This is a genomic window from Pantoea sp. USMM079, assembly GCF_037153115.1.
Taxonomy (GTDB): Bacteria; Pseudomonadota; Gammaproteobacteria; order Enterobacterales; family Enterobacteriaceae; genus Pantoea; species Pantoea communis.
The window spans coordinates 71,886-83,462 of sequence record NZ_JBBCKX010000024.1 but is presented as its reverse complement, the minus strand read 5'-3'; the positions used below and the strand labels follow the sequence as shown (position 1 = coordinate 83,462).

General features: G+C 55.9%; 10 protein-coding genes and 1 pseudogene. 6 read left to right on the top strand and 5 right to left on the bottom strand.

Annotated elements, in window-relative coordinates; all coding sequences use genetic code 11:
* Positions 1-126: 126 nt before the first annotated feature.
* A complete protein-coding gene (locus WFP70_RS22260) occupies positions 127-2,511 on the bottom strand; it encodes a beta-N-acetylhexosaminidase (RefSeq protein ID WP_337024440.1) in 2,385 nt (794 codons plus the stop codon).
* Positions 2,512-2,782: 271 nt separating this feature from the next.
* On the opposite strand from WFP70_RS22260, the gene nrdD reads away from it, so the two are divergent.
* Positions 2,783-4,921 carry an anaerobic ribonucleoside-triphosphate reductase gene (gene nrdD / locus WFP70_RS22255; RefSeq protein WP_337024439.1) on the top strand — a complete coding sequence of 713 codons (2,139 nt, stop codon included), beginning with the start codon at positions 2,783-2,785 and terminating at the stop codon, positions 4,919-4,921.
* Positions 4,918-5,382: pseudogene (nrdG, locus tag WFP70_RS22250) on the top strand (anaerobic ribonucleoside-triphosphate reductase-activating protein); the annotation flags it as partial. The gene nrdD and the pseudogene nrdG, both read left to right, overlap by 4 nt.
* On the opposite strand, the gene WFP70_RS22245 reads toward nrdG, so the two are convergent.
* Positions 5,377-6,414 (bottom strand): permease, encoded by a 1,038-nt coding sequence (locus WFP70_RS22245; RefSeq protein ID WP_160833912.1) that lies wholly within the window; start codon positions 6,412-6,414, stop codon positions 5,377-5,379. The pseudogene nrdG and the gene WFP70_RS22245 sit on opposite strands and share 6 nt — an antisense overlap.
* A gap of 127 nt (positions 6,415-6,541) precedes the next feature.
* Positions 6,542-6,982, bottom strand: coding sequence for a YhbP family protein (locus WFP70_RS22240; protein ID WP_058959439.1), 441 nt, complete (start codon positions 6,980-6,982; stop codon positions 6,542-6,544).
* Positions 6,983-7,062: 80 nt separating this feature from the next.
* On the opposite strand from WFP70_RS22240, the gene WFP70_RS22235 reads away from it, so the two are divergent.
* The gene (locus WFP70_RS22235; RefSeq protein ID WP_034826490.1) at positions 7,063-7,350 is read left to right on the top strand and encodes a GIY-YIG nuclease family protein; all 288 of its coding nucleotides are present in this window, start codon (positions 7,063-7,065) and stop codon (positions 7,348-7,350) included.
* Here the strand turns inward: WFP70_RS22235 and WFP70_RS22230 are convergent.
* Positions 7,334-7,840, bottom strand: coding sequence for a GNAT family N-acetyltransferase (locus WFP70_RS22230; RefSeq protein ID WP_034826492.1), 507 nt, complete (start codon positions 7,838-7,840; stop codon positions 7,334-7,336). The two genes, WFP70_RS22235 and WFP70_RS22230, sit on opposite strands and share 17 nt — an antisense overlap.
* A complete protein-coding gene (gene ubiT, locus WFP70_RS22225) occupies positions 7,834-8,358 on the bottom strand; it encodes a ubiquinone anaerobic biosynthesis accessory factor UbiT (protein ID WP_337024442.1) in 525 nt (174 codons plus the stop codon). Before ubiT ends, WFP70_RS22230 begins: the two co-directional genes overlap by 7 nt.
* 203 nt (positions 8,359-8,561) lie before the next feature.
* On the opposite strand from ubiT, the gene ubiU reads away from it, so the two are divergent.
* From ubiU to WFP70_RS22210, 3 genes are all read left to right on the top strand, one after another.
* The gene (gene ubiU, locus WFP70_RS22220) at positions 8,562-9,557 is read left to right on the top strand and encodes a ubiquinone anaerobic biosynthesis protein UbiU (RefSeq protein ID WP_337024438.1); all 996 of its coding nucleotides are present in this window, start codon (positions 8,562-8,564) and stop codon (positions 9,555-9,557) included.
* 9 nt (positions 9,558-9,566) lie between these two features.
* Positions 9,567-10,451 (top strand): U32 family peptidase, encoded by an 885-nt coding sequence (locus WFP70_RS22215; RefSeq protein WP_337024437.1) that lies wholly within the window; start codon positions 9,567-9,569, stop codon positions 10,449-10,451.
* 115 nt (positions 10,452-10,566) lie between these two features.
* The gene (locus WFP70_RS22210; RefSeq protein ID WP_034826498.1) at positions 10,567-11,577 is read left to right on the top strand and encodes a luciferase-like monooxygenase; all 1,011 of its coding nucleotides are present in this window, start codon (positions 10,567-10,569) and stop codon (positions 11,575-11,577) included.

Sequence of the window (11,577 nt, the reverse complement as noted above, 5' to 3'; positions counted from 1 at the left end):
TGAGAAGATGCAGAACGGCCTGTTTTTTAAATTCCGGTGAATGCTTACGACTGCTCATTGTAGTTCCCCCTACTCGTTGGAATGGTGTCCAACTTTCGGGGTTCACTTCATTGGTCGCGCATCCATTTATTTAGACGACCTCAACAACTTCTCCAGCGGCCTGACCAACGCCAGCACCGTTTCATCCTGCACTTCTGCCGCAGCGTCCAGTTTGGCGCGCATCTCAGCCACTTCGCTGGCACCGTATGCCTGATTACGCTGCATCGCATTGACCAAATCGATGCCCATGCGGCTCAGTTGCGCCACCTGCTGAACCTGCTGCTGCAGCGGCTTGAGCTGATAGCTGCTCAGAATCAGCGGCATCACCGCGTCACTGTTGTTCTGCCAGCGCTGTAACTGCTGACGAATAACGTTGGCCGCCATGCGATCCTCGCGGTTGGCGATCAGTGCATCGACTTGTTTATCCAGTAACCGCACCGGTTCGCTTTCGGCAGGCAGTACATCCGCCAGACGATTGAGCGGCTCGAAATAGTCATAGTGCCCTGCCTGGAATTTCAGGTGCTGACGCGTGTAATACTGCGCCGGTTCCAGCACCTCCGCCAGCACGCGCAGCGGCGTGATATCGCTGGTGTTGGCCAGTCGCATCATCTGCACCTCCGCCTGCTGATGCTGCTGTAATCCCACCGACACCGTGCCCCAGCGATCCACCGCGTTTAAGCGTTGGTACATGTTGTCGCTGTCGGTGACATCCTTCGCCGACCACAGACGCTCAGCCACCACAAAGGCACGCGGCCATAAACGCGTATCAATTACCCGGCTGTTGACGTTTTCCGCCCACAGCGCTGCTTCACCGCCAATCAGGTTGTTTTGCATTTGCTCAGGCGTTGGCACTGAAGGCTGAATACCAGTCGGCACCTGTGCCAGCTTGCTGCCCTCAGCGGGATAGCGCACATTGCCCACCAGCATGTAACCGGTCAGTTTGTCCTGCGTCAGAGTGACCATTGGCTGAAACGGCCCCATCCAGGTATCGACGCTAAAGGTCAACTGCGTGGGCGACAGCCAGCGAATATCACTCACCATACGCCGCGCTTTGCCGCTGAAATCAATAAAGCCACGCCAGCCGCTTTTAGTTTCCACCAGAGTGAAACTGCCTTTGACCGGGCTGCCCTTCAAACGCGGCATGGTGAACTGCCAGCTCTGCGCTTGCTCGTCGGCTTGAATCTGATCCTGACCCTGGAGTCCCTGCGGCCAGGGCTCGTTGCGGTAGTGGTAGGCTGCGGTTTGCGGTTGATCGAGATAGAAACCGGTTGAGAGAATGCCACGGAAATCGTGCTTCGCCACCTCACCTAACGCATCCTGTCCCTGCCAGGACTGGATCAAAATGCTTTTCGGCAGATCCGGATGGTAAACCTCATCCCAGCCAATCATGCGACGTTGATGCGCTTCCAGGATCTTCTCCACCCGCTGATTGAACCACGCCTGTAATGCGTGCGTGTCTTTCAGACCATGGTCACGCATAAACTGCTGAATTTTCGGCGAGTCATTCCATTGGGTCGGATCCACTTCATCGCCGCCGATATGGATATAAGGATCGGGGAAGATCGTCGTAACCTCGCCCATTAGCGTATCGATGAAGGTGAAGACCGCTTCGTTGCTGGGATCGAGCAGCGGTTTAAACACGCCCCAGCCGCGTTCCATCTGGTACGGGCCCGGCGCACTGAGCAGCTCTGGCATCGCCACTGCAATCGCCGAGGCGTGCCCCGGCACATCAATTTCTGGCACCACGCGCACGCCGCGCTGGGTGGCGTAACGCACCACATCCCGCATCTGCTGCTGCGTGTAGTAAAGACCATCGCTGGCTTTCTCCTGCAACTGCAGGTAATGATTGGAAGCGAAGCGCCAGCCCTGATCATCGGTCAGATGCCAGTGGAATACGTTCATTCGCGCTGCGGCTATACCGTCGATCTGCCGCTTCACCGTTTCAATTGGCAGGAAATGGCGCGCCGAATCGATCAGCACCCCGCGCCACGGAAAGCGTGGTTTATCGTCAATGGTGACGTAAGGAATCTGCGTTCCCGTCTCATTATTCTCAATCAGCTGCAGCAGCGTTTCCATGCCGCGCATCGCACCGAAACGCGTGTTGGCTTTTAGCGTCACGCCGCCGCTGTTGACCTCAAGATGATAGCTCTCATCGCTGTCCGGCTGTGGCAGGGGATCCACTGCCTGGGCAATTTGTACCTGAATGGTGGCCTGGTCGCTCGGCGCACTGGCGGGCAGCAGCGGCCAACCGGTTTGACGTGAAATACGTGCACGCCAGCGCGCTTCAGCCCCCTCCAGATGATCGCCCGTAATATGCAGCGTGAATTGCGGTGTCAGCGTCAATGCGCCGCCGCTGGCAGGCTGCACCACTTTTTGCGGCCAGGGCATTAAAGGCAGATCAGAGGCGGGGGCGGCAACAGCGGAAAAAGTCAGGGATAAACAACAGGCGAGCAGCGTTCGTTGCAGAGGCATGTAAGGCATCCTTGTAATTAAATGACGGGCCAAAAATAGGCAAAAAAAAATCATTAAACCTGCTTCGCTTCGCAAATCAAGTTGTAAAAGTTCGAAGTTTGGTCTGCTTAAAACTTTTGAAGTTTAGTCCGCTTTACCATTGTGCGGCTTTCAATCTTCGTTATGTCTTCTTTGCGGCAGGTCAAAAACAACGCAATTAATTTCAGCCAAAACACCACATATTGCGATTACACTCTGCACAAATATCTACATATAGTTTCACGGAGAGAAAATGGCGGCGGTGGTGATTAAGCGAGACGGCTGTAAAGTGCCGTTTGAAGCGCAGCGTATTGCGCTAGCGGTTCAGGCGGCGGCGCAAGCTGCTCAGATTGATGATGCGAGTTGGTGCACACAAGTCGCAGAGCAAGTGAGCCAGCGATTGTCCGATCGCATTGAGGTCGATATCCGTGACATTCAGTGCGCAGTGGAAGAGACGCTGATGGCCGGACGCTGGCCGCAGCTGGCGCGCGCCTATATCGAATATCGCCATGACCGTGATTTAGCCCGTGAACAGCGTGGCAAACTGCATCACGCCATTCGCGGCCTTGTTGAACAAACCAATGCCGCGCTGCTCAACGAAAACGCCAACAAAGACAGCAAAGTGATCCCCACCCAGCGCGATTTGCTGGCAGGCATCGTTGCCAAACATTATGCCCAGCAGCAACTGCTGCCGCGTGATGTGGTGCTGGCGCATGAGCGCGGCGAGATTCATTACCACGATCTCGACTATTCGCCATTTTTCCCGATGTTTAACTGCATGTTGATCGATCTTCAGGGCATGTTGAACAACGGCTTCAAGATGGGCAACGCCGAAATCGAGCCGCCAAAATCCATTGCCACCGCGACGGCGGTGACAGCACAAATTATTGCGCAGGTCGCCAGCCATATTTACGGTGGTACCACCATCAACCGCATTGATGAAGTGCTGGCGCCGTTTGTGACGCTTAGTCTGGAGAAACATCGCGCCGTGGCACAGCAGTGGCAGATCCCGGATGCGGAAGCCTATGCGCGCGTGCGCACCGAGAAAGAGTGTTATGACGCATTCCAGTCTCTCGAATATGAGGTCAACACGCTGCACACTGCCAACGGGCAGACGCCGTTTGTCACCTTTGGCTTTGGTCTCGGCATCGATTGGGCCGCGCGCCTGATTCAGCAGTCGATTCTGCGTAATCGCATCGCAGGGTTGGGGAAAAACCATAAAACTGCGGTGTTCCCGAAACTGGTATTTGCCATCCGCGAAGGGGTGAATCGTCGTCCCGGTGATTTTAACTACGACATCAAACAGCTGGCGCTGGAGTGTGCCAGCAAGCGCATGTATCCCGACATTCTCAATTACGACAAGGTGGTGGAAGTCACCGGTTCGTTCAAAACCCCGATGGGCTGCCGCAGCTTCCTCGGCGTGTATGAAGAAAACGGTAAGCAGATTCACGAAGGGCGCAACAATATTGGGGTCATAAGCCTGAACCTGCCGCGTATCGCGCTGGAAGCCAAAGGGAATGAAGCTCATTTCTGGCTGCTGCTGGATGAACGGCTTGAACTGGCTAAACGGGCATTGATGACGCGCATCGCCCGGCTGGAGAAAACCAAAGCACGCGTAGCACCGATTCTCTACATGGAGGGCGCGTGTGGCGTACGTTTGAACGCTGATGACGAAGTCGGCGCGATTTTCCGCAACGGCCGTGCTTCGATCTCGCTCGGCTACATCGGCCTGCATGAAACGCTGAACGCGCTGAGCGGCAATGAAGTCCATCCGTATGATGCGCAGCACCTGCGGGAAAAAGGTGTGGCGATTGTGCAGCGACTGCGTGCTGCTGTGGATGCGTGGAAAGACGAGACCGGCTACGGTTTTAGCCTGTACAGCACGCCAAGCGAGAATCTCTGCGATCGCTTCTGTCGTCTCGATGCCGCCGAATTTGGTGTGGTGCCGGGCGTCACCGACAAAGGCTACTACACCAACAGCTTCCACCTCGACGTCGAAAAGAAAGTAAATCCCTACGACAAGATCGATTTTGAAGCGCCCTATCCCGCCATCGCCAATGGCGGCTTCATCTGTTACGGCGAATACCCCAATATTCAACACAACCTCAAGGCGCTGGAGGATGTGTGGGATTACAGCTATCACCGCGTGCCCTATTACGGCACCAATACGCCCATCGATGAGTGCTACGAATGCGGCTTTACAGGTGAATTCAGTTGCACCAGCAAAGGCTTTACCTGTCCGTGCTGTGGTAACCACGATCCGGCACGGGTTTCCGTCACGCGCCGTGTTTGTGGCTATCTGGGCAGCCCTGATGCGCGGCCGTTCAATGCCGGTAAGCAGGAAGAGGTACAGCGCCGCGTTAAACATCTGGATACCGGACAGCTGGGATGATGCGTTTTCATCGCTATTACACCGTCGATATCGTCAACGGGCCGGGCACGCGCTGCACGTTGTTTGTCTCGGGTTGTGAACATCAGTGCCGTGGCTGCTATAACCAAAGTACCTGGCGCCTCGATTCCGGCGTCCCTTTTACGTTGGAGATGGAGGAGCAGCTGATTGCCGATCTCAAGGATCAGCGCATTCCGCGCCAGGGGTTGTCGCTCAGCGGCGGCGATCCCCTGCATCCGCACAATGTGCCGCACATCCGTCGTCTGGTGAAACGCGTGCGGCGTGAATGCCCGGACAAAGATATCTGGCTGTGGACCGGCTATGAGATGGCGGAACTGAGCGCGGCACAGCGTGAAGTGGTGGATGAAATTGATGTGCTGATCGACGGGCGGTTTGTGGAAGCGGAGAAAGATGCGCGGCTGCTATGGCGCGGCAGCCGCAATCAGAAGATCTGGTATTTACGTCAGCCACAGGGCGATCGTACCGAGGATCATACCGCTCAGCGCCACGCCAATCAGCGCGATCCACAGCGCGCGCGCCGGGAAGGCACGGTGCAGCATCAGTAGCGATGGCACACTCACGGCGGGTAAGGTTACCAGCAGCGCCAGCGCAGGCGCGATCCCCATGCCCGCCAGCATCATGGTCTGTACAATGGGAATTTCTGCAGCGGTGGGAATGACAAACAAACAGCCCGCTATCGCCATCAGCATCACCCAAAACAGCGTGTTGCCCACTGCGCCATCGGCATGCGGGAACAGCCAGACTCGCGCAGCACCCAATAACAGCACGGCAACGATATACAGCGGGATGGTGTTCCAGAACAGCCGCCACATCACGCGCAGCCAGCGAGTCAGAAACGGCTGCTCGCTGTCGGCAGCCATCACCATGGGCGCGGCAATGGTTTGTTCTGGCACGCTACGCTGCACCAGCGATGCAATGCCTGGCACCATGATCACGCCCGCCACCAGCCGAATCGCCGCGAAGTGCCAACCCAGCACAAATCCCATAAAGATTAACGTGGCGGGATTTAATAGCGGATTGGCCAGCCAAAAGGCCATCGCCGCCCCGCTGGATACCTGCGACTGACGCAAACCCGCCGCCACCGGCGCGGCACAACAGGTGCACATCATCCCCGGCAAGCCTAAACCGGTGCCGATCAGCGTCGATCCAAACCGCGAGTTGCCCATCAGGCGCAGCAGCCAGTTGCGTGGGATCAGCACCTGTACCAGCGATCCCAAAATCACACCCAGCACTGCGGCTTTCCAGACGGCGAGGAAGTAAACCATCGCGTAATCCAGCGCCGCGCGCCACGGTGAATCCGCGGCATTCGCCAAAATGGATATGCCGATTGAATGGGTTTCAGCCGCTGTGAAGGCTTTGCCGTAATAGGGTTGCCATTTGACGTACCACAGGCCAATGACGACGACGGCGAGGAACAGCAAGGGTTTCCACCATGCGAAGCGCGCCGCTGGTGCAGAAGATGCAAGTTGGGTCATAGCAGATTCCGTATTCTACAGAATAACGAATGCCGCACCGGGGAGTGAGGCGGTTAATCCATAGTGTTATTCAGGTTATTGGAATCTGCTACGCAAAGTTAGCGTAAGTTTGATCGGGCGCGAAAAATTAACTTTCGCCGGTTTTATCGCGCTGCCAAAGGATTTTTTTGCCGAAGCCCAGCGCGTTGTCAGTCATCTTCAGCTCATCCAACATAATCTCCCACAAGGGTGCCTGAACCTTGCGGGCAATCGGATAACGTTTCTGGTAGGCATGCCGCGCCTGCGCTTCACGCTCTCCAGTAAGCTGCTGAATACGGCCACTGTACTGCACGCCTTTGATTAGCAACACGGTTTTCGGCTGGCCGTTAACCGTCCCCGCCACGCGCGGATTAGCTTGCATAAGGGTGCCGTGTCGCGTATCGGGTTCGGTCATCAACCAAAACGCCATTCGTGTTTCATCCAGCACGTAAAAGCAGTTGGCACACCACAGATCGTCGCCATGACTGGCGCACAATGACAGGGCACGCTGTTTTTTAAGAAAACGAATAAGATGAGAATGGTCAGACACAATGCAACTCCATGTGGCAGATAGCGAGGCTAGCCTAAGCGCGCTACACTGCCCAACAGCCATTGAACAGGAAAAGTCATATGCAACAGGGCTGGCAGCTCTATATGCTGCAAACCGCCGCCGGGATGCTTTATACAGGCATTACCACAGATGTTCATCGCCGCCTGCAGCAGCATCAATCCGGGAAAGGTGCGCGCGCATTGCGTGGCAAGGGTCCGCTGACGCTGGTGTTTAACTGTGATGCCGGCGATCGCGCAGCCGCTTCGCGCCTGGAATATCAGGTGAAGCAGCTCAGTCGCACGCAAAAGCTGCTGCTGGTATCGCAGCAGCCTTCATGCCTGAATGCGTGGTTTAATCGAAACGATTAAAAGGTTCGGAGAAAGCGATTAATCCTTCTGCGCCCGTAAATGCATCATCCGCTAATTTATAGACCTGAAATGCCGCTTCACTGCCCAGCCAGCGACAGTGCAAGCCGTGACGTGCCGCCGGTTCGAAGCCCAACGGGTTGTAGAATTCGGGATCGCCCAAGACCACCACCGCGCTGTAGCTGAACTCGTTCAGGGAATCGAGCCCTTCATACACCAGCTGTTTGGCAATGCCCTGCTTGCGCACGGATTCATCCACCGCCAGAGGCGCCAGCGCCACCCAATTGCGGTCTTCACCTTGTAAGGTCACCGGGCTAAAGGCGGCATAACCTAATACCTGCCCTTCATCATCCGTGGCCACTACACCTAGCGTTAATAAACCATCTTCACGCAGCTGCTGCACCAGTTCAGCCTCGGCGGAGGTCGCAAAACTACGCTTCAATAAGCTGTCGATGCCCGCCGCATCCACACCAATTTCAGTACGAATCAACATGAGATCCCCGCGCGCGCCTCAGCGGCCTCCGCGTCCTGTTTCATTCCTGCCTCAACAAAGGCAGCCAGCTGCTGCAACCCCGTGCGCAAAGACGTGGGCATGGCATCCAGTTCAATGGCATCCATCAAATTCTTCACCTCCAAACCCAGCTCCGTGTCGCCCTCAATCACCAGACGGCGTTGGAAGAACAACATATCGGGGTCTGCTTTGCGTGCTGCCACCAGCAACAAGTCGTTGGCTTCACCGCGGAACCAGACATCTGCCTCGGCGTCGCGTGAAACGGTCAGGCGTCCATTCTGCAAGGTGGTGATCCAGCGCAGATTCACATCTGCAATCTCAATCCCAAGAAAGCGCCCTTCCAGAAAGTCTAACTCACCTTCAGACAAAGCATGACGAAATTGCCAGTTTAAGAGTTGTTGCAAAACCACTTTTTTTACAGGGAATGGGGTGAATGAAATAGGTAAGGCAAGGAATTCTGGGCCTTTTTTCACCATCAGGCCGCGTAAGCGCGAAAACATCATCAACAATCCCTTCAGAAAATTTTACCTATATTGCCACATCCAGGCGCCCTCGCCTCCACTGAGATCAAGGAAATTGCGGAACAATTGATTAAATAACCTTCACTCTGCATGCTGACTGACGCTTTCACTGCCTTAAATCAACATTCACGCCTGTCGCCTTCCCTACACTTTAACGCTTCGGAATTCGGGGGAGGAAATGTATGGAACTGCTGTGTCCAGCGGGGAATTTACCTGCGCTGAAATCGGCGGTGGAGCATGGCGCCGATGCAGTGTATGTCGGTTTGAAAGATGACACCAATGCCCGCCACTTTGCTGGCCTTAATTTTACTGACAAGAAGCTGGCAGAAGCGGCGCGCTTCCTGCACCAGCATCGCCGCAAGCTGCACGTGGCCATCAATACCTTTGCCCATCCTGATGGGATGAATCGCTGGCAAACGGCCATTGATGTGGCGGCGCAGAACGGCGCAGATGCCTTGATTCTCGCCGATATCGCTACGCTGGAGTATGCCGCGCAGCGTTATCCGCAAGTGGAACGCCATCTTTCCGTGCAAGCTTCGGCGACAAATTTGCAGGCCATCCACTTTTACCATCGCCATTTCAATCTCAGCCGCGTGGTGTTGCCGCGCGTACTGTCGATGCATCAGGTTAAACAGCTGGCGCGTGAAACACCGGTGCCGCTGGAAGTCTTTGCCTTTGGCAGCCTGTGCATTATGGCGGAAGGCCGTTGCTATCTCTCCTCCTGGCTGACGGGGGAATCACCCAACAGTGCGGGTGCCTGCTCGCCGGCAAAATTCGTGCGCTGGCAGCAAACGCCGCTGGGGATGGAATCACGCCTGAATGAAGTGCTGATTGATCGTTACAGCGCCGATGAGAGCGCCGGTTATCCCACGCTGTGTAAAGGGCGCTATGAAGTGGATGACCAGCGCTATCACGTGCTGGAAGAACCCACCAGCCTGAATACCTTATCGCTGTTGCCGGAGTTGCTTCGCGCCAATATCGCTTCGGTAAAAATTGAAGGCCGCCAGCGCAGTCCGGCTTATGTGGCGCAAGTAGCAAAAGTGTGGCGCCAGGCGATTGATCGCTGTATGGCCTCGCCCGAGCAATTCGCGGTGCAGGAACCCTGGATGCGCGCGTTGGGCGAACTTTCTGAAGGTAGCCAGACCACGCTCGGTGCCTATCACCGCAGCTGGCAGTGAGGAGATGCTATGAAATATGCCATCGGGCCGGTGCTGTGGTACTGGCCAACGGAAACGCTGGAACGCTTTTATCAGCAGGCTGCCGTCAGCTCTGCTGACATCATCTACCTCGGCGAAGCGGTATGCAGTAAACGTCGTGCAACCTCATTCCAGCAATGGATGGAATTAGCACGCCTCCTGGCACAACACGGTAAACAGGTCGTGCTCAGCACGTTGGCGCTGTTGCAGTCGCCTTCGGAAGTCAAAGAGCTGCGGCGCTATGTGGAGAACGGTGAGTTTTTGCTGGAAGCCAACGACATCGGCACCGTTAACATGGCAGCCGAACGTAAGCTGCCGTTTGTCGCCGGGCCGACGCTTAACGTCTACAACGCGCAAACGCTACAGCTGCTGCTCAAAGAGGGTATGACGCGCTGGTGTTTACCGGTCGAGATGTCGCGCGACTGGCTGATTCAACTGTTGCAGCAGTGCGATGCCGCAGGCCTGCGCGACAAGTTCGAAGTGGAGGTATTGGGCTATGGCCATCTGCCGCTGGCGCTGTCGGCACGCTGCTTTACCGCCCGTTCCGAAAATCGCGCCAAAGATGACTGTCAAACTTGCTGTATTCACTATCCCACTGGTCGCCGCGTGCTGTCACAGGAGGGCCAACAGGTGTTTGTGTTGAATGGCATCCAGACCATGAGCGGCTACTGTTATAACCTTGGTAACGATTTGGCCGGCATGCATAACTGGATCGACATCGTACGCCTCTCGCCGCAGGATGAAACCACGCTAACAGAGGTTGCTCGCTTCCGTGCGAACGAAGCCGGTGAAGCGCCGCTGATGATGGCGCGCGGCAGTGAATGCAACGGTTACTGGCGTCGTTTGGCGGGTATGGCGCTTGAAGGCGGACGGTAAAGGCACGTTCCGGCTATATTCCTGCTGTTAATAGCAGTTTTAATATGGGTAATGATGCGTAATACTGACTGGCGCAGGTCTGATAACACCTGCGCCATCATTATCTGGAGTGCCCATGTCTGAGAAAAAAAACGTTCGCCTGTCCGTGCTGGATCTTGCACCTATCCCGCAAGGTTCTGCTGCGCGCGAAGCTTTCCACAATTCGCTGGCGCTGGCGCGTCAATCTGAAGCCCTTGGTTTCCATCGTTACTGGCTCGCTGAGCACCACAACATGACCGGTATCGCCAGTGCGGCAACCTCCGTGTTGATTGGCTATCTGGCCGCGAATACCGAAACTCTGCGCCTCGGATCTGGCGGTATTATGCTGCCCAACCACGCACCGCTGGTGATCGCTGAACAGTTTGGTACGCTCGAATCCTTATACCCTGGCCGTATTGATTTAGGGCTGGGCCGTGCGCCAGGTTCTGACCAGCGCACCATGCTCGCACTGCGCCGCCATCTCTCCAGCGCCCAGGCGGACAGCTTCCCGGAAGATGTAGCAGAACTGATTCGTTGGTTTGATGCCGAAGAGGGTGAACATCCTCCGGTACAACCGGTACCGGGTTTAGGCTTAAAAATTCCAGTCTGGTTATTGGGTTCCAGCCTCTACAGCGCACAACTGGCTGCACAGCTCGGCTTGCCGTTCGCCTTTGCTTCCCACTTTGCACCGGACCTGTTGTTCCAGGCTTTGCATCTCTATCGTGAGAAATTCAAGCCTTCTGCGCGTCTGGCGAAACCTTATGCCATGGTGTGCGTCAACGTGGTCGCGGCGGATAGCGAGCGCGATGCGCGCTTCCTGTTTACCTCGATGCAGCAGCAGTTTATTAATCTGCGCCGGGGCAAACCGGGCCCGCTGCCTGCACCTGTCGAAAACATGGATAACCTCTGGTCGCCATCGGAGCAGTACGGTGTACAGCAGGCGTTGAGCATGTCGATTGTCGGTGACAGCGATAAAGTGCGTCAGGGGCTGGCTGCGCTGATGCGCGAAACGCAGGCCGATGAAATCATGGTTAATGGCCAGATTTTCGACCCGCAAGCCCGTCTGCGTTCCTTCGCACTGGCGATGGAAGCGGCACGCTCGCTATAA